Genomic DNA, 26,722 nt, shown 5'->3' with positions numbered 1-26,722 from the left:
TGAATATTATTAGCTTTACGTGTTCAATTCTCTTTTGGTTGATTACGAGAGTCTTCTTCGTACTTGAAGCCACTGTTTTGTTGATAAAAAGAGGAAATACTCGTTATAAGTATTCCCTGTAAGGTGTGATAATGCGTACATAGTCACTCCCATATTTCTCTTCCAGCATGGGGCTGAAATCCTTCTCGATCTGACCCATGATTATGTCATGGTAGAACGCATTTTGCAGCAATTCAATGAGAGATGGGTGGTCCGTCTCCAGTACAGTTGGCTTGATCCCACGCCCAAAGCTGCCCAGCAACGCTGAATGTGCATCGCAAAGTATAGAGAACTTCCTGGATTGCACTTGATTCCATTCCGCGCTTCTTTTATGTACGACAACATTTTTTAGCTTTGCATGGCATTCGCCAATGGATATTAGCGTGACAGCAACCCCTTGTTTTTCCGCTTCTATCAGTGGCTCCTCTACCCAATGAACATCTTCAGACCAAATATCGACAACTATGCTTTTGTTTGCATTTGAGATGATACGTTTGATGGCTGTTTCAATCGCTTTGTCACCTTGCCAATTATAAAAGGAAGGAGACGTTCGGGGAGTGGATTTCAACTGCTCTTGAAGGACACGGGTTGTTTGATCAAATTCCGATTGTAACAAACGAATCAGCTGCTCGATCGGTACTGCATCATAAAGAACAGGCTCCGATTCGATTGTGCGGCACATGCCCTTTTCCGTTAATGCTCGAAGTGCAGCATATACGTTTGTCCGAGAGACGGAAACTTTCTTGGCCACTTCATATCCAGATATTTTGGGTTCCTCGTGAAGCACCAAATAACATCTGGCTTCTAGGTCTGACAATCCGATTTTTCGGAGCTCATCAATCAAGTTGTTACCTCCTTTTTGTTTAGTAGTATATATGAATACTGCTATTGTCCCGTGAGAAAGTCAACAGTCCTATGAATCCAGCACCTTCTGCAACTCAATCGGATTGAAATATTCCCTCCACAAGACTATCTCCCCATTGAAAACTCGTAACATACTCACATAGGATTGGGAATATTCCAATCCACTCTCTTTTACGGTTGCCTTCCCGTCCATTTCAACGAAATACAGCTCGTGACTGCTTTCATTTACCTCATAGATTCGAATGTTGGAGATTTCCCAGAACGAGTACAGACTATTTTCCTTTCCAATAAACTGGTCTAGTAATTGAATGAGTTTTTCTTTCCCCTCCACCCGATCTGCTTGAAGACTATACGGCATTTCATAGACGATTTGGTTTGCCATGAGCATTCCCATTCCCCGAACATCCTGCCTTGCTTCTCTTTCAAAAAAAAGCTGAACAACCTCTTGTCCTTTCAAGACTGCTTCACTCCTTCTTGTATCTTTTGTGATTTGGCATTCTCAGTATAAAAACGATTCCACGTGAAAATATTGAACAAAATACGCATGTTTTGGTCAAAAATGCTCACCAAAAAACACCAGTAGCCTTGTACTCGGCTATTGGTGTTTCGGGTCAAGCATGGTCCCATCCTTTCTACTGTGGGCCGCATATTTCAACGGCGACATTCCCGTCATTCTTTTAAACAGCTTCGTAAAGTGAGCCTGATCGGAGAATCCTGCTTGCACGGCAATTTCCTTTCCACTCAAATTTCCGCAGCGAATCAACTGTTTAGCACGTTCAATCCGCAGTTGAATTAAATATTGATGCGGCGTCACTCCTGTATGCTTTTTAAACAAGCGAACCAATTGAGACAAGCTGATATTGCTCACCATCGAAAGGTCGGCGAGGGAAATACCCGCCTCCAAATTCGCCTGCATGTAGGCAATCATGGTTGTGACATGTTTGTTCGTGGCAAAGGTGTCCACACGGCTTTGCGTGTATCCGGTATAGTGGCGAAGTAAATGAACGGCTGCCATATTAGCGAGTGAATGGTTGTAAAGTTTTCCGCTTTGCCCGCCATTTTGAACTTCTTCCAGCATCCACCGGATGAGTACGACGAGTTTATCGTCGCGAAAGAGGAAGCGCAGATCCAGTTTCTTTTTGTCAGCATGCCCAAAACCGGATTCTTCCGCCACCTGATCCAAAAAAAGAGGATCGAGCTCCAGTTTGACAAAGGAGAGTGGACGCGTCCATTGACACGACCATTTTTCGCCAGCAGGAAAAATCTGTACATCCCCAGTCGTTACTTTCTTCTCGCGTGGGTACCTGCCGTCAAAAAATTGCAGCAGCAACGGTTCTGCTGTCCCATGGATGACAATCACATGCTTCGATAGCTGCGAGGCATCGTACATTCGTGCGGGCGGAATCCGATCCCACTGTGATACCTTCATACCCGAACACCCCAGATAATCGCTGGACAATAAAGGCTGGTAATCACTGGCGCTGAAATCTGCCATCTTTTTCTTCATGAAATTCACCTCCTTACTCCTGTCACTCATTTCCAGTAGTAGCCGCAGTATAGCATATACCGATTCGTCATGTTGCCGCATTTATGGCAAAAAGAGACGCACCAGCGACTCTTTTCGTATACCAGTTGAATGTGGCGGACACTTTTTGGAGTGGGAGGAACCAGCGCTGGTCGCAGAAGACTTGTTTGCAGCCTATTTCCAAGGGTAATAACACCTTTCCCTCCATCGGGTAAATTGAAAAAGAACTGTAACAGAAAGCGGTTTCTGTTACAGTTCTTTCATGCTCATTGATATTGGAAAATTCCTGTTACAAATCCAGCGTATTTTTTTCCAGAAAATTCGTAGCGAAATTCCCTGCAACAAAGTCAGGGTGCTCCAGAAGCTTCTCATGGAAGGGAACCGTCGTATGCACACCCTCGATGACAAACTCACCTAGTGCCCGCTTCATACGAGCCAATGCTTCGTTGCGATCTGTTCCCCAAACAATCAGCTTGGCGACCATCGAGTCATAGAAGGGAGAGATTTCATAGCCGGGATAAACCGCACTGTCCACTCTTACACCGTACCCGCCAGGCGGCAAGTAATTGATGACCTTGCCTGGTGATGGCATAAAGTTTTTCGCAGGATTCTCCGCATTGATTCGGCACTCGATTGCCCATCCGTTGATTTTCACGTCTTCTTGTGAAAAGGATAACGGATTACCTGCTGCGACAGATATTTGTTCCTTAATCAAGTCGATCCCTGTAATCATCTCTGTCACGGGATGCTCTACCTGAATCCGCGTGTTCATTTCCATGAAGTAAAATTGGCCGTGCTTGTCTAGCAAAAATTCAACGGTACCTGCTCCGTGGTACGAAACCGCTTTGGCTGCCGCCACCGCAGCCTGCCCCATTTGCTCGCGCAGCGCTTGGTCCAGCGCCGGAGATGGCGCTTCCTCTACCAGCTTTTGATGACGACGCTGGATGGAGCAATCCCGCTCTCCCAAGTACACAGCGTTGCCATGCTTGTCGCCCATGATTTGAATCTCCACATGCCGCGGCTCTTCCACGTATTTTTCCAAGTACACGCCGGCGTTGCCGAATGCCGTCTCCGCTTCTTTCTGGGCTTGCCGAATGGCCTTGGACAACTCATCGGCGTCAAAAGCGACACGCATGCCTCTGCCGCCGCCTCCAGCCGTTGCTTTTACGATGACAGGATAGCCGATTTTCTCCGCCACCTGCAATGCCTCATCGATGTCTTCAATCAAGCCGTCGGTACCCGGAACTAATGGAACATTCGCTTGACTCATCGTTGCCTTTGCTACGGCTTTGTCACCCATTTTTGTGATCGCTTCTGGATCAGGACCAATAAAGGTAATCGAACAATCTTGGCAAAGCTGGGCAAACGAAGCGTTTTCCGCCAAGAAGCCATAGCCCGGATGGATTGCGTCGGCCTTCGTATGAAGAGCGACCGTCATAATCCGTGCCATGTTCAAATAGCTGTCCTTGGACGCCGTAGGACCGATGCAATACGCTTCATCCGCCAATTCGACGTGCAATGCTTCCCGATCCGCCTCAGAAAAGACAGCGACTGTACGTATCCCTAATTCCTGACAAGCGCGAATAATGCGGACAGCGATTTCGCCCCGATTGGCAATCAATACTTTCGTAAACATAGGCGCACTCCTTCCTACTGAGTTTTGACAACGAGCAATGCTTTTCCGTAATCGACAAACTGACCATCCCCGACGAGAATTTCCGTGATAATGCCGCTAACGGGGGTCGTTATGTCGGCAGATAGCTGAAGAGCATCAGCCGTGCAGCGTCCAACTTTTTCGCCTGCTTGAACAGTCTGCCCAACTGTCGCTTCCGCATAGAACTGTCCTACTCCTGGAGACATGACTTGCTGTGTTACTTCCTCAGGTACCTCAGCAACGACATCGACGGACTCAGCAGTGGCCGCTGCCTCCTGATAGCCATGCTCCACTTCGCCCACCTGTACAGGCGCATTTATAGCCACGACATGGGCTGGTGCGCTTTTCTTGATCACGATGCGGGTCTTGCCCTTCTCCCATTCCAGCTCCTCAATGGAAGACTGATTCACCAGCTTGATGAATTCACGCAGTTCATGCAGCTTCATAGTACGATCAGAGCTCCTTTCTATAATGGGATATTCCCGTGCTTTTTGTACGGACGATCTTCCTGTTTGTTTCTGAGCATTTCCAAGGCTTGCGCCACCTTTTGACGGGTTTCGCGCGGATCGATGACGTCATCTACCATGCCGAGACTTGCCGCGACATATGGATTGGCGAACTTTTCTCGGTAGAGGGCAATTTTCTCTGCACGAGTCGCAGCCGGGTCCTCACTTTGTTCGATTTCCTTTGCAAAAATGATGTTGGCAGCACCCTCGGGACCCATGACGGCGATTTCTGCATTCGGCCAAGCATACACGATATCAGCTCCAATGGACTTGGAGTTGAGCGCCACATAAGCGCCTCCGTAAGCTTTACGCAGAATCACGGTAATTTTGGGAACCGTTGCTTCTGAGTATGCATACAAGATTTTCGCCCCGTGACGGATAATCCCGCCGTGCTCCTGATTGATTCCCGGGAAAAAGCCAGAGACATCTTCAAAGGTCAAGAGCGGAATGTTGAAGCAGTCGCAAAAACGGATGAACCGTGCCAGCTTATCCGAAGAATGAATGTCCAGTCCGCCTGCCATGACCTTCGGCTGGTTAGCGATAATACCGACGCTGTATCCATCGATACGCGCCAAACCAATAACGATATTGCGGGCAAAGTTCGGCTGTACTTCCATGAAATCACCGTGATCCACGATTTTTCCGATGACCTTGCGCACATCATATACTTTCGTGCTCTCAGCAGGTACGAGCTCCAGGAGATCTTCTTGCCAACCATTGTTCTCTTCTGCTTTCATCACTGGAGCGCGATCGCGATTGTTTTGTGGCAGGAAGCTGAGCAGCCTGCGCACTCCTTCCAATACTTCCTGTTCGGTTTCTGCCGTAAAATGGGCATTGCCGCTCACCGTCGAATGAACCTTCGCTCCGCCTAGATCCTCCGCGGATATTTTTTCACCTGTAACGGTTTCGATCACTTTTGGACCTGTGATGAACATCTGGCTCGTCTTCTCTACCATGAACACAAAATCCGTAATCGCTGGAGAGTATACCGCTCCTCCCGCACACGGACCGAGGATGACAGAGATTTGTGGAATCACTCCGGAATAAATGGCATTGCGGTAAAAAATCGTGCCGTAGCCATCCAGCGAGCTAACCCCTTCTTGAATGCGTGCGCCGCCAGAGTCGTTCAGACCGATAAAGGGAGCGCCATTTTTCGCTGCCAAGTCCATCACCTTGGCGATTTTCATCGCGTGCATCTCACCCAGAGCACCGCCAAATACCGTGAAATCCTGCGCGAACAAATAAACAGGGCGACCGTTGATTTTTCCGTAGCCTGTCACGACGCCTTCGCCCGGTGCCTCCATCTGGTCGAGACCAAAATGCGTGGCACGATGCTCAACAAACGGGTTCAGCTCCATAAAGGTGTCTGGGTCAAGCAGAAGCTCGATCCGCTCGCGTGCAGTCAACTTGCCGCGATTATGCTGCGCATCGATGCGTGCATCACCGCCGCCAAGCTGGATTTTATATTTGCGTTCCATCAATTCATCAATTTTTTCGTACATATTGCTGCTCATAAGGGCCACCATCTCTCTATTCCTTTTTCATGATCGCATTCTCATAGATCGCCACTAATTGCTGTACGGCGCTCGTCGGTGAAATCTCGCCACTCGCAACGGCTCCTTCAATGGAGGGAAGCAGCTCGGCTACTTGCTGGTTGCCAAAAAAAGTCGCACGCAAGTAGTCCTGAGCCATACTGTGCATCCAATCGAGCAGCTGCGCTTTGCGTCTTGCCTCGAAGCTGCCTGATTGAACGGTGGTTTCACGAAATTGACCGATGACCTCCCAAATATCTTCAATGCCTTCCCCTGTTAGCGAAGAACACATGTATGCTTTCGTCTCCCAGCCAGTGGTTGCCGGCTGCAAGTAATGCAGAACGCGATTGTATTCACCTTTGGCGATCAAGGCACGCGTGCGGTTTTCCCCATCGGCTTTGTTGATCAGAAGCGCATCCGCAATTTCCATGATGCCTTTTTTGATTCCTTGCAGTTCATCTCCCGCCCCTGTCAGCATCAGCAGTAAAAAGAAATCGACCATGGACCTGACCGTCGTCTCGCTCTGTCCGACCCCGACCGTCTCGACCAAAATCACGTCATAGCCTGCTGCCTCACAGATCAGCATCGTTTCCCGCGTCTTCCGATTGACACCGCCCAGCGTGCCACCCGTTGCAGAAGGTCGGATAAAGGCATGTGGATTGCGTGACAAGAGCTCCATCCGCGTCTTGTCGCCGAGAATGCTCCCGCGTGTAACCGTACTGCTCGGATCAACGGCCAAAACAGCGACACGATGGCCTTTTTCGCAAAGCATACTGCCAAATGCTTCAATGAACGTGCTCTTGCCCGCACCTGGCACACCGGATATACCTATGCGTATGGATTGACCAGTATGAGGAAGCAGCTGTTTGATCACCTCTTGAGCCATATCCATATGAGCGGGAGCGTTGCTCTCGACCAGCGTGATTGCCTGCGCCAAAACCGTTCGGTTATTCTCTCGTACGCCTGTGACGTATTGATCCACCGATAAGCGTGGGAGGCGTGCCTTGGAGGTAACATTCAAGAAATTCTTGTCAGCCTTGCCCCCGGTCATTGTCCAGCAGCCTCCAGGCGATACACGATCTCTTGCAGAACGTGCTGGGCTGCTACAGGAATGACTGTTCCTGGCCCAAAGATAGCTGCGGCACCATGCTCTCGCAAAAAGGCGTAATCCTGCGCTGGTATAACACCACCTACGACGACGACAATATCCTCGCGCCCCAGCTTCTTGAGCTCTTCTACCAGTTGCGGCAGCAATGTTTTATGTCCGGCCGCAAGCGAGCTGAAGCCGATCACGTGCACGTCATTTTCTATTGCTTGTTTTGCTGTTTCTTCAGGTGTCTGGAACAACGGACCGATGTCGACATCAAAGCCTAAATCAGCAAAAGCGGTAGCAATCACTTTCGCGCCCCTGTCATGTCCGTCTTGACCCATTTTCGCGATCATAATACGGGGACGTCTGCCTTCCCACTGCTCGAATTCGTCTGCCATCTTGCGCACTGCCGCTACCTCATCGGCATCTGCGTATTCGGAACTGTAGACGCCGCTGATGGAGCGAATGACCGCCTTGTGTCTCCCCACGACTTTTTCATAGGCATCCGATATTTCCCCCAAAGAAGCTCTTGCTCGCGCCGCTTCAATGGCCAGCTCCAACAGATTGCCTTCGCCCGTTTTCGCGCATTCCGTAATGGCCTGTAGCGTTGCTTGCACTCTCGCCTCATCCCGGTTATTGCGCAGCTCCTGCAAACGCCTGATTTGCGCTTCCCGGACCGCTGTGTTATCAACTTCGAGAATTTCCAGCGGATCTTCCTTGTCCAGACGGTATTTGTTCACGCCAATTATGGCTTCCTTCGCCGAATCGATATGTGCCTGACGGCGTGCTGCCGCTTCCTCGATCTTCATTTTCGGCAATCCCGTCTCAATTGCTTTTGCCATACCGCCAAGTGCTTCGATCTCTTCGATGTGCGCCCACGCTTTTTCCACGAGCTGCGCCGTCAAGGACTCGACGTAATAGGAGCCTGCCCACGGATCGACGACCTTGGTTATCTCGGTTTCGTCCTGCAAAAACAACTGCGTATTTCGCGCGATCCGAGCCGAAAAGTCTGTCGGCAGCGCAATCGCTTCATCCAGTGCGTTCGTGTGCAAAGATTGAGTATGCCCCAGAGCCGCGGCCATGGCTTCGATGCACGTCCGCACCACGTTGTTATACGGGTCCTGCTCCGTCAAACTCCATCCCGACGTTTGCGAGTGCGTCCGCAGTGCCATCGACTTTTCGTTTTTTGGGTTAAACTGCTTGATCAGATTGGCCCAAATCAAGCGTCCTGCACGCATTTTTGCCACTTCCATGAAGTAGTTCATGCCAATCGCCCAGAAAAATGACAGCCGTGGCGCGAATGCATCGATGTCGATGCCTGCTGCAAGGCCCGTGCGAACGTATTCCAAACCATCTGCCAATGTGTAGGCCAATTCAATATCCGCGGTCGCACCCGCTTCCTGCAGGTGGTAGCCTGAAATACTGATGCTGTTGAATTTGGGCATATGATTGGAGGTGTAGGCAAAAATATCGGAAATGATCTTCATCGACGCTTCTGGCGGATAAATGTAAGTATTCCGAACCATGTATTCCTTCAAAATATCATTTTGGATCGTTCCAGTTAGCTCCGCTTGTGATACCCCTTGCTCTTCTGCTGCCACGATATAGAAAGCCATAATCGGCAAAACCGCTCCGTTCATCGTCATGGAGACGGACATTTTATCGAGGGGGATGCCATCGAACAAGATTTTCATATCGAGAATGGAATCAACTGCCACACCTGCTTTTCCGACATCACCGACAACCCGCGGATGATCGGAGTCATAGCCGCGATGTGTCGCGAGGTCGAAGGCAATCGACAGCCCTTTTTGGCCTGCAGCCAAATTCCGTCGGTAAAAAGCGTTGCTCTCCTCCGCCGTAGAAAATCCGGCATATTGGCGAACCGTCCATGGCTGGGTCACGTACATCGTCGGATACGGTCCACGCGTATAAGGCGGCAAACCAGGCATGTAGCCGAGGTGATCCATTCCCTCTACATCTTCCATTGTGTAAAGAGGTTTTACGGGGATCTGCTCCAGCGTCTGCCACATTTGCTCCTTTCCTTCAGGGTTTGCTCCCAGCTGAGGAAACAAGTCAGACACATCTCTTTTGGACTGATAAGCCATTTTTGAAAAATCAGGTCGCTTCATTATGAGCTCACTCCTATCCGCTCCTGAAGTTCTCGCAGCATCTCGTAGCAATTGGAACGCATGTGGATGCAATCATCTACACCTGCCGTCTTATAAGTAGCCAAATGTTCCGCGTCTGGCAAGCCAGCCAACAGAACTGTCATCTGAGGTACATGTTGCTTGATTGCTTGAGCCAACGGTGGTACCAGCTCAGGATAGCTCGCATCGTCCGAACAAATGACCGTGATCATCGCTCCGGAAGCAATTGCAGCTTCTGCCGCCTCTTCAGCTGTAGAGAATGTTTGCTGGCGAACTGCTTCAAAGCCTCCCACCGCAAAAAACTCTGACGCAAAATCCGCGCGGGCCTTATGCTTTGCCACGGGTCCCATCGTCGCCAAGAATACGGTTGGTCTTTTTCCTGTTGTTTTCAAGTAATCATCTGCCTGCATCCGCAAGGCTTCAAAGCGTTCGGAAGCCCGGTGAATACGAAGTGGCTGAATGATCTTCCCTACCTGATCTTCACGTCTCATGGCTTTGGCAATATCGCCCACAGTCGCCCCATGAAGCACTGCATTTACTGCACGTGCCACGAGCTCATCGGTATGTTTCGCCAGCTCATCGAGCTCTGCGGAGACGAGAGTCTCGTTCTGTTTCATCCGATGGGATCGTGCTTCCTCTGCTCGCTCTTCGTGAATGCTTGAAAGACTCTCAGCCTGCAGTGGCTGCTCAGCCGTATTGGCATACATGTTGGTTCCAACCAAACGCTTTTTACGTGTATCGATACTCGCTGCTTTTTGATCCGCGATCTGGCCGATCAAGCCTTGTGGGAAGCCTGCCTCTAATGCGCTCAGCATGCCTCCGTGTGCATCTACCTGCTGGAACAGCTCCCAAGCTTTTTTCGCCAATGCATCTGTGAGCCATTCTACGTACCAAGAACCTCCCGCAGGGTCGATCACTTTTGCCAAATGCGCTTCTTCTTGCAAAATGATTTGCGTATTTCTGGCGATTCTTCTTGAAAACTCATTGGCAGGGCGGATTGCTTCGTCAAATGCGGATACATGCAGACTGTCTGCTCCGCCAATAACGGCTGAGAACGCTTCTGTCGTGGAACGCAGCATATTGACATACGGATCGTACATCGTCTTCGTCCAGGCCGAGGTTCTGGCGTGAATCGTCATCTTTTGGGCTTCCGTTGATCCGCCGTAGGCCGCCACGATGTTAGACCAGAGCATTCTTGCAGCACGCAGCTTCGCGATTTCCATGAAGACGTCTGAACCGATCGAATACGAGAACTGCATCCGTGCTGCGATATCCTCTATGGACAGCCCCCGCTCAAGCATCACTTGCAAATAGTCGACCCCTGTGGCCAGTGAAAAAGCCAGTTCGGTTACTGCATTTCCGCCGCCGTCCTGATAAGGATTGCCCTGAACCAAGATGGTTTTCAGCGCAGGCGCATGCTCTGTTGCCCATTTCGTCACGCTTGCCATGGCGTTATAGGCTGTCTGCAAGGAACAAGGGAGCTTGCCCTCTGTGAGCAGAACCGCTACCGGGTCTTGCCCGATGCATCCGCGCAGCTCGGAGACTTGCTGGCCTGTCGCTTCAACATGTCCGAGGATGAGCGAAAGTATGGGCAAGCCAAGCGCTCCCGTGTTCACGTAAAGAGGTACCTCTGAAAGCCTTACCCCTTGGAATGCCTGCTCTACATCCTCCCTGCAAAAAACGGATACGCCTTTGTGACCAATCGTATCTGGCAATGCTTCGTCAGGGTCAAGTCCAGCCAATGTCGCTTGATCCACCATCAGATGCAGCATCGTTTGCCCGCGCGCTAAATCGTCTACGGATGCCTGATTGAATGCCTTGGCACTCCTTGCGATGATTTCCTGACAGACATGCCATTTGTGTTCCTTTTGCTCGCCAGGCTGCTGATTCCCTCTATGAAAAGGTGCCTCTCCTGGTAGCGCTTCCAGATGCGGCAATGTTTCGACATCTTCGTACCGATAGATAGGCTGGCGAACAATCCCCTCGTACGAATGCGTCAGTAGCTTGGCATCAAAAGCTGCACCCTTCAGCGATTTTTCTGCCGCTTCCCGCCATTGCTCGTACGTGGGAACGGAGAATTCCTTGAACCATGTATGTTTGCTCACTCTTCCAGTCCTCCCCTTAAAAGCTGCTCCATTACGCTTGCTTCACCAGGAACAACGGCTGTCCATGCTCGACCAACTGACCGTTCTCCACCAAGACTTGGACAATCTCCCCTTTTACTTCTGCTTCAATCTCGTTAAACAGCTTCATCGCTTCGACAATACAGACAATGGTAGTTGGCTCTACCCGATCATTTACGGATACGTACGGTGCTGCGTCAACGGCAGGTGCTGCGTAGAAGGTACCGACCATGGGAGAAGTGATTTTGTACAAGTTTTCTGTCACTTCCGGCGATTTCTTAGGCGCTTCCACAGGCACCGTTGCGACCGGACGCTCAATCGTTTCTTTTTTAGCCAAAGGGACAACGGGTGCCGCCGTCACGATTGGCGCGTTTTTGGTTTGTACAGGGGTCTGATGTACGGCTGTGACTTGATCACCGTTTCTTCGTTTGATACGCAATGACGAATCCTCATCGTTCACCTCAAAAGATTCTATGTCCGTCTGCTCCAATAGCTTCACAAGTTCTCGCAATTCGTAAATGGTAAGCACGACTATTCCTCCCCTATTTCCCGAATCTGACTGGCACAATCGCACGAACCGACTAGTTGGTCTGTAAGGATTGTGCAAGACCGACCAGTTGGTCTTTTTGATATTATAACAAATGTCAGAATACTAGTACAGACCAACTAGTTGGTCTGATTGAGGTATTTGATAAGGGACCATCAAGCGACTATGCCCCTGTCTCCTATCGAAAAGCTTGAGTGTAGCCGCATGATCCTTGTTAGCACCCCTACAATGGCTTTAAGGGATTTTCTTGTGATTGCAGGAAAAAACGTTGAAATGCCGGGTTTTCCATCGATTCTGATTTCAAAACGGAATGAAGAACCATATCTGCATAAATATCCGCGATTTGCTCGATCGAGTACGTTCCTGACTTTTGATACCATTTGTAAATCCAGTTCACCATGCCAAAAATAGCCATGGACACAATCGGCACAGGCAGCTCCGGGCGGAACTCACCCGATTCGATCCCGTCCGAAATGACGGTAAACATGATTTTTTTATAGCGATCCCGCTTCGTTTCAATATCCGTATAGTACTCCGGAGCTAAAAACAAGCTTTCCTGATAAAAGATCGTAACCTGCGAGCGGTATAGATCAATCATCATGACGAAGGATTTTACGATGGCTTGGAGTCTCTCCGTCGGGGTATCCCACTTCTCGTAAGCTTCTTCTGCTTTCTCCAACACATACGTAATGAATTGATCATGAATGATGTAGAGGAGTTCATCCTTTGATTTGAAGTTGTGATAAAATCCTCCCTTTGACGTTCCGCTGTCTTTCACAATTTGATCCACAGTCACTTTGTGGTAGCCATTTGCTTCAAACAAGCGCATGGATGTTTCAATAATACGTTCTCTGATTGATTTTTCGACCATTATCTTCACCCGTGAACATTATAGCATAACTGCCTAGCAAAAACGCCGATTCTCTTCGGTGAGAAATCGGCGTTGCTTCTTTTAATTCGTTGGTGTGGAAACAGGCACGGCACCTGAATATTCTTCAAGCGTAATTCCTTTTTCTCCGATTTCTTGCGCGATCTCGACACCTACATAACGCAAATGCCACGGCTCATAAATATAGCCAGTAATCGCGTCTTTTCCATCTGGGTAACGAATGATAAATCCAAACTTCTCGACGTTTTCATCCAGCCACTTCGCTTCCTTGGTTCCGGCAAAGCAGCTTGTTGCTGCGCATTTGCCATCCTTACCAGAGACGTCAATCGCGAGTCCCGTCTCATGCTCACTCGTCCCCGGAACCGCGCTGTACGTCCGTGCCTTTTCTACTCCGTCTTTTTTTACATAGCGATTAAACAGTGCCTTTTGGTAGGCATGGGAGCGATAGGCAGAAACACCAGCCAGCTGAACACCGTCAGCCTGGGCCGCAGCAAATAATTGTTCAAGGGCACCAGCTGCTTCTTTGCGCATTTTGCGTTTCTCGCTCTTTTCCGGGAGCAAGTAAGGAACGTTTGGAAACACTAAATCGTTCGGCTGATAATTCTCCGGAAGCTTGCGTTGTTTGTTCACCAATACAGCAATACTCTCAGGCTCACCCACGACCTCGATGTCCGGGAACGACAGCTCAGGTGGCTGATCCGCTGGCGTCTTTTCTGCCGGCTTCGTTTCCGTTGGCTTCGCTTTCTGGGGTTGCTCTGGTTGTTTCTGCTTTGGTGTTTCAGTCGGTGGAGGGGTGGTCTCCTCTTTTGGCTTTGCTTCTTCCTTCTTTGGAGGAGTTGGCGTCTCCACGGATGGTGGTGTCTGTGGTTCTTGTGGAGCAGCCGTACTGTTACATCCAGACAACACAAAGGTCATTGCCGTTACGAGTACAAGTGGATGCAAAATTCGTTGTCGAAAACTTCTCATTGTAACGTTCCTTTCGTTTTGGAGCTGATCCAATTATGTAAGTAATAAAAGTACGTATTTATTATGACATAATTGACCAGCGTTTCGTTACATGATTTACTGAGAAATTACGACCTGATCGATATTCAGGTAACCCGCCGGACTGATGGAGAAGCCCTGAATGTGGTTGCTAATCACAGCCAAGTTCTCTAGATTGCGAATCGGAACAACCAAGGCATCTTGCAGCTCCACTTGTTGTGCTTTTGCGTAGATGGCAAGTCTTTTGGCCGGATCTGTTTCGATACGACCAGCTTCGATGAGACGATCCAGCTCGGGATTGCTGTATTGAAAGCTGTTGCCAGCCCCGCCACCCGATGTATGAAACAAATTGTACTGATTGTAGTCGGCATCCCCGGTTGCATTTGCCCACCCACTGACAAAAATCTCATGATCCTTCGTCTGCTCAATCGTTCGGACAAACTCATCGTAGCTGACGACTTTTAGCTCCGCGTCGATGCCGATCCCTTTTAGTTGCGATCGTATCACTTGGGCAACCAAGATGCGATCCTGTCTGTTGTAGGTAATCATTTGAATCGGAAAACCATCTGGATAGCCCGCCTCTGCGAGCAACCGACGTGCTTGGTTGATGTCGTACGGGTAGCTTTTTACAGTCGGACTGTAGCCGAACACATGTGGTCCCATCGGTGAGTTCGCCTTCGTTCCCACATTGTTATAGACCCCTTTAATAATCGCTCCCGTCTCGATTGCCATACTGATGGCTTTCCTCACACGGATATCATTCAGAGGTGGACGTGATACATTAAACCCGATAAACTCCGTGCCGAGCGCATCACTGCGGTACACACGCATCTGGTTGGATGCTTGAATCCGATCCAGCTCCATGACAGGGATAGATTCCGCGACATGTGCTTCACCATTCTCAACCATCGCAATGCGATCCGCATCATCCGGAACGACCTTGAAGACGACTTGATCAAGTGTAGCGACCTCGCCCCAATACGACTGATTTTTGCTCAACGTGATTTGACTGCCAGGCTCCCATGATTGGAACTGATAAAGGCCAGTACCAACCGGGTGATGAGATAATTCCCGGCCGTATTTATCGATCGCAGTAGGACTGATGATGCTTCCCTCGTGACTGGCCAAAATCGAAAGCAAAGGTGCAAATGGCTTGTGAAGAATGAATTGCACCCTGTACGGATCGATGACCCTTACCTGCTTTACTTTTTCGAACATGGCTGCCCGAGGAGAAGCCACCGCTGGATCTAATACGCGATCAAATGTTTTCTTGACTGCCTGTGCATCAAAGGGGGCTCCATCGTGAAAAACAACACCTTGTCGGAGAGTAAACTCCCAAGTAAGATCGTCGATTTGTTCCCATGCCGTTGCCAGCTGTGGCTGAATGTTCATGTTCCGATCACGTTTGACGAGCCCTTCATACACTTTTCCTTGGATGACACTCGCCTCATTGATCGTCAAAATGAAATGGGGATCGAGATTTGCGGCATCCGACATACGTGCAATGATTAACGTTCCACCCTCGGCAGCGTTTTGGGGTGTCGGTACGATTTGGTTGTTGTGAGACGGCTCCTGACCGAAAGAACAGCCTGCTATGGTCATGATTGCTGCGAGTAACAGTCCAATTAATCTGTGAAAGGATGTCTGCGTGTACATTGGACCCTCCCTGCATGCTCTTATGTTTACCTAGTTGTATGTTTAGCAAAAAGACCGCCCTTCTCCCATGTTTCCCGGAGAGTAGCGGTCCACACTCTATTCTTTTTCAAACAATCGCTTATATTCCCCGAAGCCTTCTTCTTCCAAACGATCCTTCGGAATGAAGCGCAATGCGGCTGAATTGATGCAGTAGCGCAATCCATTTTCTCCAGGTCCGTCCTCGAAAACGTGGCCGAGATGAGAATCTGCTTCTTTGCTGCGAACCTCTGTACGAATCATATTATGTGTCAAATCCACATGCTCGGTTACGTTTTCCTCTTGCAGTGGCTTTGTAAAGGATGGCCACCCGCAGCCTGAATCGAACTTGTCCAAGGAACTGAACAAAGGCTCATTAGAGACGATGTCTACGTAGATGCCCTCTTCCTTGTGATCCCAGAATTCGTTCGTAAATGGACGTTCTGTCCCGTTATTTTGCGTCACCTCGTACTGGAGCGGGGTCAAGATTTTTTTCAATTCTTCTTGCTTCGTACGGTCGCGCCATGCTTCCTTAGTGAATTTCGCTCTACCTGATGCCGCGCGGTAGTATTGGTAGCGGACCGGATTTTTCTTATAGTAGTCCTGATGATACTCCTCCGCCGGATAGAACGGCTTGGCTGGTAAAATCAGCGTTGCAATGGGCTTTTGGAAACGACCGCTCGCATCCAGCTCTTGCTTGGATTTTTGCGCAAGCCTTTCTTGCTCTTCATTATGATAGAAGATCACTGGCGCATACGATTGACCTCGATCACCAAATTGACCACCAGCGTCTGTCGGGTCGATTTGTCTCCAAAACATTTGCAGCAATTCGTCGTAGGAGATGAGGGACGGATCATATGTGATTTGGACCGCTTCATAGTGTCCCGTCGTATCAGAGCATACCTGTTCATAGGTTGGGTTTTCGACATGACCGCCTGTATAGCCGGAGACGACTTTTTGAATGCCTGGCATCTTGTCAAATGGACTGACCATGCACCAGAAGCATCCGCCTGCAAAGGTTGCGATTTCGAATGGATGTGTATCGCTGTTCACGCATTTCGCCTCCTGTAAATGTATGTACACTTTCATTTACGATTGTACATGGTTTGCAAAAGCAAAGTCCACTCTGGAAGTGCTGCGAGGGGGGTTCAAATAGAAAAGGAGACCTTTTTACACGAAAGGTCCCCTTTTCGCTATCGGATTGCATGATCCTTCACTCGTTTGTTGCTACTCTTGCAGCGCTTTGGCAAATCCAGAGAGCATGACAACCATATGCGCAATTCCTTCCTCGAAGTCTTTCAAACGGATGGATTCGTTCGGCGCATGTACTTTGCAGCCAACCCAGCCTACCCCTGTACTGACAACAGGAAGCTTCAGCTGTTCACCGAAAATATACATCGGGCCCGTGCCTGCCGCGTTTGGAGAAAGCACTGGTTCATGATCGTAAATGAAGCGAGCCGAATCCAGTACGTGAGCAACAAATGGATGGTGGAAATCGGAGCGGTACGCTTTTTGTCCGTTGATCATGGTGACGGTAATATCCGTAAAACCATGCTTCTCCAAATGATTCTCGATGCAATTCATGATGTGCTGTGGATCTTGCCCTGGGACAAGGCGGCAATCCACCTTGGCCTTCGCGCTTTTCGGCAGTACCGTCTTCGCGCCCTCTCCTGTATAGCCGCTATCCAGACCGCAAATGGTCATGGTCGGGTGAAAAACCATGGCTTCTCGTGGGTCCACGTTGTTTGCCGCGGTAATCAATGGGCGTTTCAAACCGTATAGCGCTGCTGTCGCCTCTTCACTGAACGGCAATTCGGAAACGACTTTCTTTTCATCCGCTGTCGGCTCCTCGATCCCATCGAAGAAGCCTTCGACCAAAATCTCGTTTTGCTGATTTTTCATCGTCGCCAATGCCTGTACCAAGCGCCATGCGGCATTGTCTACATACGCACCGACTGAGGAGTGCATGTCGATATCCGCTCCAACGCAGGTCAGCTCAAGGTACGCCATCCCTTTGATTCCGGCAACCATGCTGATTCGCTCATTTTCGTCCTTTCCACCGAATTCCCAAATGCAGGCATCCGCCTGGAAAAGATCCTTGTACGCTCGAAGGTATGGCTCCAGATTCGGACTGCCGATCTCCTCTTCTCCTTCGATCAGGAACTTGATGTTGCAAGGCAAACCGCCCGCTTGCTGCTGCAAAATGTGAATCGCCGTCAGACGTGCGACGAGATCACCTTTATTGTCGGCAGCACCACGCGCATACAGCTTTCCATCGATTATCGTAGGGTCAAACGGCTCCGTGGTCCACTCATGAAACGGCTCAGGTGGTTGAACATCGTAGTGATCGTAAAACAGGATCGTTTTGCTGGCGTCTCCTTCACTCCCTGCTGCAAAAAACGCATACACAACGGGATTGCCGCCAAGATTGTCGAGTACCTTTGTCTCACCGCCAACCTCATGAATCATCTTGACCACGTATTCAACCGTCTCTGGGATGGCCTTATGCTGTGCGGATACCGTAGGAAAACGCAAATATTGCTTCAGCTTCTCGATTGCATGCGGCAAATTTTCTTGCACGATACCTAAAACTTGTTCTTTGTTCATGATCGGGCACCTCCTACTGGCATTTACCTGCTTATTCGACTTTCTCTTTTTGGTGTGCAACCAAATAACTGTCAAACCAATCTGTGGTATATTGCAGTCTCAACACGCGTTGCTCAGGATCACCACTGCGGGAAAGCTCATGACTGGCACCCGGGAAGCGGATAAACGACACCGGAGCCTTGCCTTGATGCTTCAAGGTTACATAAAGCTGCTCGGCCTGTTCGATTGGGCAGCGGTAGTCATGTTCTCCATGCATGATCAGCAGAGGCGTCTCCATGTTCTCCACTAAGCGAATCGGTGAATGCTGCCACATTTTTTCCGGATTTGTGAATGGGTTTGCCTGAATCTCCTCGGCAGTAAAGTAATAACCGATATCACTGACACCGTAGAAGCTTACCCAGTTGCAAATACTCCGATCGGTTACACCCGCTTTGAATCGATTTGTTTTACCGACGATCCAGTTTGTCATGAAGCCACCGTAGCTGCCGCCTGCGACACCCAAGCGATCTTCATCGACAAAATCAAAATGATCGCATGCATATTGCACGGCCGTCATCAAATCGCGGTAGTCGTTCCCTCCATAGTCACCGCAGCACGCCTGAACAAAACGTTCTCCGTAGCCAAAGCTCCCTCTCGGATTCGTATACAGTACGGCGTAGCCTTTTGCAGCGAGCAGCTGGAACTCGTGGAAGAACGTATTTCCGTACATGGAATGTGGCCCGCCATGAACTTGCAGAACCATCGGATATTTTTTTCCTTCTTCAAAACCGACAGGCTTAAGCATCCAACCGTGCAGCTTCCAGCCATCCTTTGCAACAAATTCAATTTCTTCCGGAACAGGGAGCTCAATGCCCGCAAATAGCTCTTCATTCAGCGCTGTTAGACGTTTTTCTTCTCCGTCCTTCAGACTTACTTGATACAAATCACCCGGAGTAAACGGATCACTGATGGCAGCAACCACTGTTTGTTCATTTTCATGCAGCGAAAAGCCGTAAATATTCCGGTTGCCCGCTACAACATTCGTGACTTGTCCGTCCAGCGTTACGTGATAAATGCCGGAATTTCCTCGCTCACTTGCGATGAAATACATGCCTCTTCCGTCTGCTGTCCATACAGCGCCAGGATTCGGGTGACCTGGCGAGCGCATGTCTCCGATGGTGGAATCGCCAACCTGTACGTCCCAATCCGCTGTGATGCATGTATAGTCGCCCTTTTCAAAATCATACACCCAGATGCGCTTTTGCGCCGCGTGCAAATGCGTGTCCAATTCACTTCCGATATACGCTAGCTTTTTGCCGTCATGTGACCAGGTTGGATAGACAAAAGTCCCCTTGCTGTTCGTCAGCTTTTTCCATTCTCCCCCTTCCGAAGGGATGAGAAAAACGTCGATGCTATGCTGAAAATCAGGATCTTCTGCTCGGTTCGCCGTAACGGCGAGCCACTTTCCATCCGGGGACCAGGAGCCAATCGTATGATTGTAAGGTCCATCGCTGAGTGGTGTAACCTCGCCTGTTTCTACATGGACAATGGCCAGCTGCTTGTTTTTCTCATAAATGAACCCGAGATCATCGGATTTGTACTTCATTCTTCCGACTTGAATGGCTTTGGCATTTACTTTTTCCTCGGTTCCCTCCAGGTCTGCGAATGTTTCACCTGCATCCAGGATCGACGAGAAGACAATGTATTGGCCGTCAGGCGACCAAGTCGGGTTGCTGACGCCGTTTTTGCAATGTGTGAGCTGCCTTGCTTCTCCTCCGTTTGCATCAATCAGCCAAATCTGTGGTTTTCCAGAGCGATTCGAGACAAAGCTAATCTTTGAACCATCCGGAGACCAGCGCGGGAAGGTGTCGCGGGAGCCAGACGTCAGGGGCTGTGGATCATCCGTATCTAATCTTCGTAAAAACAAGTGATTTTGGTATGCGTGGGACTCGTCGATTTGATTTTCCACATAGGCAAGTGTTTTTCCGTCTGGTGATAGCTGCGGATCGCTCGCATACCGCATTTGATACAAATCTTCTGCCGTAATGCCTCTTTTGACTTGCGTCATACTAATCACTCCTCGATTTTATTGGTGGATGCAAGTTGCTCCAAAAAGAACTGGGAAATCTTTTGATTCAACGTGATGTGATTGTCTAGCTTTTCGGTAAAGTGACCTTCATCCTCAAATATGTGCAAATCGACTTCTTGTCCCCTGCCTCTCATATCTGCTACGAGCTGTTCTGCTTCGCTGACAGGAACACGCGTATCATTGCGCCCGTGGAATACAAGCAGGGGAGCCGTGATCTTATGGGAATGATTCAAAGGAGCAATTTCTTCAAAAAAGTCATCGTCTTCGCCGAGGAACCCGTATTCCACCTCACGCAATCTCCGTCTCCATGCCCCGGTGTTCTCCAGAAAGGTTTTGAAGTGGGAAATCCCCACAATATCAACACCTGCGGCCCACAGATCAGGGTAATGCGTAAGCGCAGCCAGTGTCATGAAGCCTCCGTAGCTGCGGCCCATGATGCCGATCGCATTCGGGTCAACGCTTGGGCGGTTGCCTAAATCTTTGACCAGCCAAGCCAAATCTGCTACAGAATCCATCCGTTTGCGACGATCATCGAGCTGGACATATTCCCGACCGTAGCCCATACTGCCGCGAACATTCGGCGCTACTACCGTAAAGCCTTCGTTCGCCAAAAATTGAAAAACGGGATGATACTCCGGTCGAATTTGGCTCTCTGGCCCGCCATGGACGTAGACGACGACTGGTTTTTTCTCTGCTTTTTCAGCTGTATCTTTCGCATACAGAAAGTACGGCACCTCCAAGCCATCAAAAGAGTGAAAGCTACACAATTCCGGCTCGATGAGTTTATCCTCCAAAACATCGGATTGACCAATGTTCGTCACACGTCGGCTGGTTTGCTCTGAGATGGAGTACGTCCATATGTCGCCTGGAAGTGTAGGACTTTTCAGTGTATAGGCGAGCTGATCATCACTCACCCACGCCAAGGAAGAGATCACTCCACTCGGTGCTTTCTCCACCCGCTCCCAGCGTTGCTCTGTCAAGGAATAGAGAGCAAGAACGGAGTAGCCTCCTTCATTGATTGTGAAGGCAAGCATCGTCTCATCGGGGGATAATTTCGTCTCCTCGATGTCCCATTTCGGGTCATGCACCAATTGGTCCAGCTCTCCTGTATACAGTGAAAAGCGGCACAACGCTTTCGTATTTTCATCGCGGTCGGTTACAAGATATCCCACCTGACCGTCTTTAGACAGTGCCAAGGAATGGTAGCGCGCATGTTTGCTGCAAATGGCGAGCTTTTGTGCTTCCTTCGTTTGCAGATTCAACAAATACAGGCAATTGTCAATGTTGGTCTCCTGCACGCTGAAAATGAGTCCTGTCCCGTCTGGCAGCCAGCCAATTGGATCTGTCCGCCCGTCATAGCGGAAGACTTCCTCATACGCACCACTCTCGACATCCTGTACAAAAATATCAAAGCTCCGCGGATTGCGACGATTGCTGGACCACGCGATCTTTTGCCCACACAAAGACCAGCCTCCCAAATAGTGAAAATAAGCAGGAGCGTCTGTCAGCGGCTTCACGACTGCACCATTTTCTTTTAACAAAAAGAATTGCTGCCGCTCGTCTCCCTTGTTGTCCATACCAACTATCGTTTTCGTTCCACACGGAGAATGGTCAATTTCTACCACACGATCAGGCAAAAAGGTCACTTGCTCCGATTGGTTGGACTCTTCATTCCAGCGCCACAACTGTGCGATACCTGTCAGCTTCGTTAAAAAGGTAATCTCTCTACGCTGCGGTACCACCTTCAATTGATAGGCGGATTTCACTTGCAGATAGTCCAAAATCACGAGAAATCATCCTTTCCTCTTTTGCTAGATGTACGTTGGAGTATGTAAAGAGAAAAAAGAGGAGAAGCTCCTCTTTTTTTCTATTTTTTTGTTGCCCAGCGAGCACTTGGGAACGCGTTGACTGGATAGGTGAGCCCTTCCAAGTTCGGTTTCACCAAATAGTTTTGCTGGTAGTGGTAAACTGGAATGAATGGCATTTCATCCATCAAAATGGCTTCTGCCTGATGAAGCAGTTCCATACGCTTGTTCGGGTCTTGCTCTACTTTTGCCGCCATATTCAACTGATCATACTCTTTGTTCACCCAACCAGTACGGTTGTTCGGGCTTTCACCCAAATAGTAGTCCAGGTTAAACGCAGGGTCGTTGATTTGACCTACCCAGCCCATACGGCCCATTTGATAGTTCTTTTGTTTCGTTGTATCCAGATACACTTTCCACTCTTGGTTTGTCATTTTCACTTCTACGCCCAAGTTTTTCTTGAGCATTTCTTGGATCGCCTGCGCTATTTTCTTGTGGCTTTCATCGGTGTTGTACATGAGTGTAACTTCTGGCAGTGTGGACCAGCCTTCTTCTTGCATACCTTCAGCCAGCAACTTCTTCGCTGCTTCGTAATCTTCCTTGAAGTAGTCTCCGCCCTCTTCGCGGAAGTCTTTTCCATTTGGTTGCATCGCTCCACGCGGAACCATGGAGTAAGCTGGTGTCTCTCCGCCTTGGCTTACCATTTCTGACAATGCTTTACGGTCAAGCGACATCGCGAATGCTTTGCGAACCTTTTTATTCGTAAATGGCTCTTTCGTTACGTTAAACATGTACATGTACGTACCGTAGTAAGGAACGGATTTAAAGTCTGGACTCGATTTTTCTTGGGCGAGGATGTCAGATGGCATCTCTTTGTTGAAGTCGAGCTCACCGCTCTTGTACATCTGATAAGCTGTCGTGGCGTCATTCACCATTTTCCAGGTGATCTTTTCCATTTTTACGTCCGCTTTGTTCCAATAATGCTCGTTCTTTTCAATCACGAGCTCGGAGTCATGCTTCCAGGATACGAGCTTGTAAGCACCATTGGAGATGTAGGTGTCCGCATTTGCTGCCCATTTTGGATTGGCTTCCGCCTGCTTCTTGTTGATTGGGTGCCAGTAACGAGTAGCCAGCATTTTGTCAAAGTATGAAGTAGGTGCAACCAGCTCGATTTCGAGCGTTTTTGCATCCACAGCCTTGATACCTACATCTTCCGCTTTTCCTGTGCCCTTGTTGTATGCTTCTGCTCCTTTAATGTAATAGAGCAGGTAAGCCGTAGTCGAAGCAGTTGCTGGATCAAGATGCTTCATATATGTGTAGGCAAAATCCTCAGCTGTCACCGGCTCGCCGTTGGTCCATTTCACATCGTCGCGCAAAATGAACGTGTACTTGAGCTTGTCATCCGACAGCTTCACTTCCTTGGCTTGTCCCAGGATCGGATTGCCGTCCTTATCCTTGGTGTACAAGCCCTCCCCCAAATGATCCATGATCCAGAAGGACGTGGTATCCGTCGAGGTGAGCGGGTTCAAGTCTGGTGGCTCAGACTTGGCATTGAACACAACTTCTTGCTTGGCAGCAGCGCCTGGGGTAGTGGTACCTCCAGTCGATGCTGACTCGCCACTACCGCCGCAACCAGCCAGAGCCGGAATGACAAGCGAGAGCGACAGGGCAAAGGCAGCTAATTTCTTCACGTTGTTTCCCCCTATATATTAAGATAGAAAATCGAACTACTGATAGAGATGACAAGCGACCCAATGGTTCGGTGCGGCTTCCTGCCATTCAGGAACCTGTGCCGCGCATTGCTCCATGGCCTTCGGGCATCTTGTTCGGAAAACACAACCGCTTGGAGCGTTGGCAGGACTCGGCAAATCGCCCTGCAAAATGATGCGCTCACGCTTGATCGTCGGATCAGGAATCGGAATCGAGGACAACAACGCTTGTGTATATGGATGAAGTGGCTTTGCGTACAACTCGTAGCTGTTTGCCATTTCTACCATTTTGCCGAGGTACATCACTCCGATTCGAGTGGAAATATGCTTCACCATGGACAGATCGTGGGCGATAAACAAGTAAGTCAGCCCCCTGTCCTGCTGCAAGTCTTCCAAAAGATTCACGACCTGCGCTTGAATCGACACATCAAGCGCCGAAATCGGTTCATCCGCGATGATAAATTCCGGTTCGACCGCAAGTGCTCGGGCAATCCCGATCCGCTGCCTTTGGCCTCCGCTGAATTCATGAGGGAATCGGCTCGCATGTTCCTTAGACAAGCCAACCAGCTCCAGCAATTCTTTGACCCGATCCGCTCTTGCACCACGGGACAAGCCATGAATATCCAAGCCCTCCGCAATAATGTCCATGACGGTCATGCGCGGATTCAGACTTGCTTGCGGGTCTTGAAAAATCATTTGGACGTCGCGGTGGAACTGCTCTGCGTCTTTCCCTTTTAGACGGTGTGCATTTTTGCCTTTGAACAAAACTTCTCCATCTGTATTTTCATAGAGGCGAATCATCGTTCTGCCTAATGTCGACTTTCCGCAGCCGCTCTCCCCGACAAGCCCAAGCGTCTCGCCGCGATTAATCGTGAAGGTAACGCCGTCGACCGCCTTTAGCGTAACTCCATTACCGATCTCAAAATGCTTTTTTAGATTTTTGACTTCAACCAACGCTTGGCTCATCTACGCCTGCCTCCCTGCTGCCACCAATTCTTCCAGCTTCGGTGCCCGTGGATCATGCAGCCAGCATGCAGCTTGGTGACCCTCGGTGAATGTGGAAGCGTCCGGCATTTGCTGCTCGCATATTTCCATCGCAAACTGACAACGCGGAGCGAAAGGACAACCTTTTGGCGGGTGGAATAAATCTGGCGGCGTTCCCTCAATGGGTACCAGGCGTTCCTTTTCCACACCATCGATCCGCGGCAGCGAGCGCATCAAGCCCCATGTGTACGGATGCTTCGGATTTGCGAAAATATCTTCTACCTTGCCTGTTTCCACCACAATTCCCGCATACATAACGACGGCCCGATGCGCGATTTCGGCTACGACACCCAAGTCATGTGTAATCATCACGATGGAGAGCTGCTGCTTTTCCTGCAATTCTCGGAGCAAGTCCAGGATTTGTGCTTGAATCGTTACATCCAATGCTGTCGTCGGTTCATCTGCAATGACGAGCTTTGGATTATTGGCGAGTGCAATCGCGATGACGACACGTTGCCGCATTCCCCCGGAAAACTCATGCGGGTATTGATCGACCCGTTTTTCCGGATCGGGGATACCGACCAGACGAAGCATCTCCATCGCTTTTTTACGCGCCTCTTCTTTGCTGACCTGATGGGTACGAACAAATCCCTCGACGATTTGGGCCCCAACCTTCATCGTCGGGTTGAGTGCCGTCATCGGGTCCTGGAAGACCATCCCGATCTCGGCCCCACGAACCGAAAGCAATTCCTTCTTGCTCATCCCCGTGATGACTTTTCCGTCAAAACGAATCTGACCATCCACGATTCTTCCTGGCGGGTTCGGGATCAAGCCCATGATCGCTTGGGCGGTTACACTCTTCCCACAGCCACTCTCCCCCACTACCGCAAGCGTCTCGCCACGATCAACATGAAAGGTAACTCCCCGTACAGCCTGTACCTCTCCACCGTACGTTTTGAAATGTACGCGGAGGTTTTCTACTTGTAGCAAATGATCCGCCATGTCTGATCCTCCTATCTTCGTGGCGAGGTTACTCGCGAATTCTTGGGTCCAATGCGTCCTGCAAGCCATCACCAAAGACGTTGAAGGCAAACATCGTCAAAGAAATCATCAAAGCCGGGAAGAAAAGTCTCCACCAATCCCCTGTCAAAATGACACCGAGTGCATCGTTCGTCATCGTTCCCCAGCTAGCGATTGGCGCTTGCACACCCAACCCCAAAAAACTGAGGAAAGATTCTGCAAATATCGCCGACGGAATGGTAAACGTCAAGTTCACGATGATGACTCCGATGGTGTTCGGAATCAGGTGGCGTAACAGAATGCGAGGGAATTTGGCACCCAGCACTTGTGCAGCCATGATGAACTCCTGGTTTTTCAATTGCAGGATTTGTCCCCGAACGAGACGAGCCATCCCTACCCAACCGGTTGCGGACAACGCGATGATGATGGTAACAATTCCAGGCTCCATGACAACCATCAGCATGATTACTACGAGCAGGTACGGCAGTCCGTACAATACCTCAATCAATCGCATGATGATCGTATCGATTCGGTCTCCCTTTTTGCCTCGACCAGCCATGTATCCGGCAATACCGCCGACGGTGACACCTATGATTAAGTCAATTAACGCTGCCGAGATTCCGATAATCAGTGAGATCCGCGCTCCGTACCATGTCCGTGAAAACATGTCGCGTCCCAGCTCATCTGTTCCGAACCAATGCTCGCTCGAAATTTCCTGATTCGCATTCAAGAGACTCTGATCGGAATAGCTGTACGGAACGAGATGTGGTCCAATGATCGCCATGGCAATCAGTAAAACAATCAGGGTCAAACCCACCATTGCCAGCTTGTTTCTGACAAGCTTTCTCGTTACTTGTTGAAAATGAGTCAGGCTCGGTCGCATCTGGGCGATCTGTCCATCTGCTTTTTGAGCTCTAGGTCGAAACAACTCATTTACTGATTGATCTACCGCCATTGG

At 49.6% G+C, this 26,722-nt stretch carries 21 protein-coding genes; all 21 read right to left on the bottom strand.

What is annotated here, in order from left to right:
• Nucleotides 1-103: 103 nt before the first annotated feature.
• The 21 genes from FB479_RS12845 to FB479_RS12745 all read right to left on the bottom strand — a co-directional run bounded on the left by FB479_RS12845 (nucleotide 104) and on the right by FB479_RS12745 (nucleotide 26,719).
• Nucleotides 104-883, bottom strand: coding sequence for a TrmB family transcriptional regulator (locus FB479_RS12845; RefSeq protein WP_106655122.1), 780 nt, complete (start codon nucleotides 881-883; stop codon nucleotides 104-106).
• Nucleotides 884-952: 69 nt separating this feature from the next.
• A complete protein-coding gene (locus FB479_RS12840) occupies nucleotides 953-1,360 on the bottom strand; it encodes a nuclear transport factor 2 family protein (RefSeq protein ID WP_142065456.1) in 408 nt (135 codons plus the stop codon).
• Nucleotides 1,361-1,498: 138 nt separating this feature from the next.
• The gene (locus FB479_RS12835; protein WP_185746360.1) at nucleotides 1,499-2,410 is read right to left on the bottom strand and encodes a helix-turn-helix domain-containing protein; all 912 of its coding nucleotides are present in this window, start codon (nucleotides 2,408-2,410) and stop codon (nucleotides 1,499-1,501) included.
• Between the two features lie 307 nt (nucleotides 2,411-2,717).
• A complete protein-coding gene (gene accC, locus FB479_RS12830) occupies nucleotides 2,718-4,064 on the bottom strand; it encodes an acetyl-CoA carboxylase biotin carboxylase subunit (RefSeq protein WP_088907409.1) in 1,347 nt (448 codons plus the stop codon).
• Nucleotides 4,065-4,078: 14 nt separating this feature from the next.
• Nucleotides 4,079-4,528, bottom strand: coding sequence for an acetyl-CoA carboxylase biotin carboxyl carrier protein (locus tag FB479_RS12825; protein WP_142065452.1), 450 nt, complete (start codon nucleotides 4,526-4,528; stop codon nucleotides 4,079-4,081).
• Nucleotides 4,529-4,548: 20 nt separating this feature from the next.
• A complete protein-coding gene (locus tag FB479_RS12820; protein ID WP_142065450.1) occupies nucleotides 4,549-6,114 on the bottom strand; it encodes an acyl-CoA carboxylase subunit beta in 1,566 nt (521 codons plus the stop codon).
• Between the two features lie 4 nt (nucleotides 6,115-6,118).
• The gene (meaB, locus tag FB479_RS12815) at nucleotides 6,119-7,171 is read right to left on the bottom strand and encodes a methylmalonyl Co-A mutase-associated GTPase MeaB (RefSeq protein ID WP_142065448.1); all 1,053 of its coding nucleotides are present in this window, start codon (nucleotides 7,169-7,171) and stop codon (nucleotides 6,119-6,121) included.
• Nucleotides 7,168-9,339, bottom strand: a complete 2,172-nt coding sequence (gene scpA / locus FB479_RS12810; protein ID WP_142065446.1) for a methylmalonyl-CoA mutase — start codon at nucleotides 9,337-9,339, stop codon at nucleotides 7,168-7,170. The genes meaB and scpA overlap by 4 nt, the downstream gene beginning before the upstream one ends.
• The gene (locus FB479_RS12805; RefSeq protein WP_142065444.1) at nucleotides 9,339-11,462 is read right to left on the bottom strand and encodes a methylmalonyl-CoA mutase family protein; all 2,124 of its coding nucleotides are present in this window, start codon (nucleotides 11,460-11,462) and stop codon (nucleotides 9,339-9,341) included. The genes scpA and FB479_RS12805 overlap by 1 nt, the downstream gene beginning before the upstream one ends.
• Nucleotides 11,463-11,493: 31 nt before the next feature.
• The gene (accB, locus tag FB479_RS12800) at nucleotides 11,494-12,009 is read right to left on the bottom strand and encodes an acetyl-CoA carboxylase biotin carboxyl carrier protein (RefSeq protein ID WP_142065442.1); all 516 of its coding nucleotides are present in this window, start codon (nucleotides 12,007-12,009) and stop codon (nucleotides 11,494-11,496) included.
• A gap of 241 nt (nucleotides 12,010-12,250) precedes the next feature.
• Complete coding sequence (locus FB479_RS12795) at nucleotides 12,251-12,898, bottom strand: TetR/AcrR family transcriptional regulator (RefSeq protein ID WP_185746359.1); 648 nt, start codon at nucleotides 12,896-12,898, stop codon at nucleotides 12,251-12,253.
• A gap of 81 nt (nucleotides 12,899-12,979) precedes the next feature.
• On the bottom strand, nucleotides 12,980-13,882 hold the full coding sequence (locus FB479_RS12790; RefSeq protein WP_142065438.1) for a M15 family metallopeptidase: 903 nt from the start codon (nucleotides 13,880-13,882) through the stop codon (nucleotides 12,980-12,982).
• Between the two features lie 96 nt (nucleotides 13,883-13,978).
• On the bottom strand, nucleotides 13,979-15,556 hold the full coding sequence (locus FB479_RS12785; RefSeq protein ID WP_142065436.1) for a glutathione ABC transporter substrate-binding protein: 1,578 nt from the start codon (nucleotides 15,554-15,556) through the stop codon (nucleotides 13,979-13,981).
• Between the two features lie 96 nt (nucleotides 15,557-15,652).
• The gene (msrA, locus tag FB479_RS12780) at nucleotides 15,653-16,624 is read right to left on the bottom strand and encodes a peptide-methionine (S)-S-oxide reductase MsrA (protein ID WP_106655098.1); all 972 of its coding nucleotides are present in this window, start codon (nucleotides 16,622-16,624) and stop codon (nucleotides 15,653-15,655) included.
• A gap of 174 nt (nucleotides 16,625-16,798) precedes the next feature.
• A complete protein-coding gene (locus FB479_RS12775) occupies nucleotides 16,799-18,178 on the bottom strand; it encodes a M20/M25/M40 family metallo-hydrolase (RefSeq protein WP_106655096.1) in 1,380 nt (459 codons plus the stop codon).
• Nucleotides 18,179-18,209: 31 nt separating this feature from the next.
• Complete coding sequence (locus FB479_RS12770; RefSeq protein ID WP_142065435.1) at nucleotides 18,210-20,225, bottom strand: S9 family peptidase; 2,016 nt, start codon at nucleotides 20,223-20,225, stop codon at nucleotides 18,210-18,212.
• A gap of 5 nt (nucleotides 20,226-20,230) precedes the next feature.
• Nucleotides 20,231-22,033, bottom strand: coding sequence for a S9 family peptidase (locus FB479_RS12765; protein ID WP_142065433.1), 1,803 nt, complete (start codon nucleotides 22,031-22,033; stop codon nucleotides 20,231-20,233).
• A gap of 80 nt (nucleotides 22,034-22,113) precedes the next feature.
• On the bottom strand, nucleotides 22,114-23,742 hold the full coding sequence (locus FB479_RS12760) for a peptide ABC transporter substrate-binding protein (protein ID WP_106655091.1): 1,629 nt from the start codon (nucleotides 23,740-23,742) through the stop codon (nucleotides 22,114-22,116).
• Nucleotides 23,743-23,778: 36 nt separating this feature from the next.
• The gene (locus FB479_RS12755; protein ID WP_142065431.1) at nucleotides 23,779-24,726 is read right to left on the bottom strand and encodes an ABC transporter ATP-binding protein; all 948 of its coding nucleotides are present in this window, start codon (nucleotides 24,724-24,726) and stop codon (nucleotides 23,779-23,781) included.
• Nucleotides 24,727-25,746 carry an ABC transporter ATP-binding protein gene (locus tag FB479_RS12750; protein ID WP_106655087.1) on the bottom strand — a complete coding sequence of 340 codons (1,020 nt, stop codon included), beginning with the start codon at nucleotides 25,744-25,746 and terminating at the stop codon, nucleotides 24,727-24,729.
• 28 nt (nucleotides 25,747-25,774) lie between these two features.
• Nucleotides 25,775-26,719, bottom strand: coding sequence for an ABC transporter permease (locus FB479_RS12745; protein WP_142065429.1), 945 nt, complete (start codon nucleotides 26,717-26,719; stop codon nucleotides 25,775-25,777).
• Nucleotides 26,720-26,722: the final 3 nt, after the last annotated feature.

The sequence above is a fragment of the Brevibacillus sp. AG162 genome, assembly GCF_006715575.1.
GTDB lineage: Bacteria > Bacillota > Bacilli > Brevibacillales > Brevibacillaceae > Brevibacillus > Brevibacillus brevis.
This window is presented reverse-complemented; position numbering and strand designations above follow the sequence as displayed.

What these genes read in the sequence shown, in the direction of transcription:
- FB479_RS12745 (WP_142065429.1), bottom strand. Translation starts at nt 26,719, where the DNA reads ATGGCGGTAGATCAATCAGTAAATGAGTTGTTTCGACCTAGAGCTCAA.
- FB479_RS12770 (WP_142065435.1), bottom strand. Translation starts at nt 20,225, where the DNA reads ATGACGCAAGTCAAAAGAGGCATTACGGCAGAAGATTTGTATCAAATG.
- FB479_RS12790 (WP_142065438.1), bottom strand. Translation starts at nt 13,882, where the DNA reads ATGAGAAGTTTTCGACAACGAATTTTGCATCCACTTGTACTCGTAACG.
- FB479_RS12755 (WP_142065431.1), bottom strand. Translation starts at nt 24,726, where the DNA reads ATGAGCCAAGCGTTGGTTGAAGTCAAAAATCTAAAAAAGCATTTTGAG.
- meaB (WP_142065448.1), bottom strand. Translation starts at nt 7,171, where the DNA reads ATGACCGGGGGCAAGGCTGACAAGAATTTCTTGAATGTTACCTCCAAG.
- FB479_RS12750 (WP_106655087.1), bottom strand. Translation starts at nt 25,746, where the DNA reads ATGGCGGATCATTTGCTACAAGTAGAAAACCTCCGCGTACATTTCAAA.
- accC (WP_088907409.1), bottom strand. Translation starts at nt 4,064, where the DNA reads ATGTTTACGAAAGTATTGATTGCCAATCGGGGCGAAATCGCTGTCCGC.
- FB479_RS12825 (WP_142065452.1), bottom strand. Translation starts at nt 4,528, where the DNA reads ATGAAGCTGCATGAACTGCGTGAATTCATCAAGCTGGTGAATCAGTCT.
- scpA (WP_142065446.1), bottom strand. Translation starts at nt 9,339, where the DNA reads ATGAAGCGACCTGATTTTTCAAAAATGGCTTATCAGTCCAAAAGAGAT.
- FB479_RS12775 (WP_106655096.1), bottom strand. Translation starts at nt 18,178, where the DNA reads ATGAACAAAGAACAAGTTTTAGGTATCGTGCAAGAAAATTTGCCGCAT.
- FB479_RS12785 (WP_142065436.1), bottom strand. Translation starts at nt 15,556, where the DNA reads ATGTACACGCAGACATCCTTTCACAGATTAATTGGACTGTTACTCGCA.
- FB479_RS12835 (WP_185746360.1), bottom strand. Translation starts at nt 2,410, where the DNA reads ATGAAGAAAAAGATGGCAGATTTCAGCGCCAGTGATTACCAGCCTTTA.
- FB479_RS12820 (WP_142065450.1), bottom strand. Translation starts at nt 6,114, where the DNA reads ATGGTGGCCCTTATGAGCAGCAATATGTACGAAAAAATTGATGAATTG.
- FB479_RS12795 (WP_185746359.1), bottom strand. Translation starts at nt 12,898, where the DNA reads ATGGTCGAAAAATCAATCAGAGAACGTATTATTGAAACATCCATGCGC.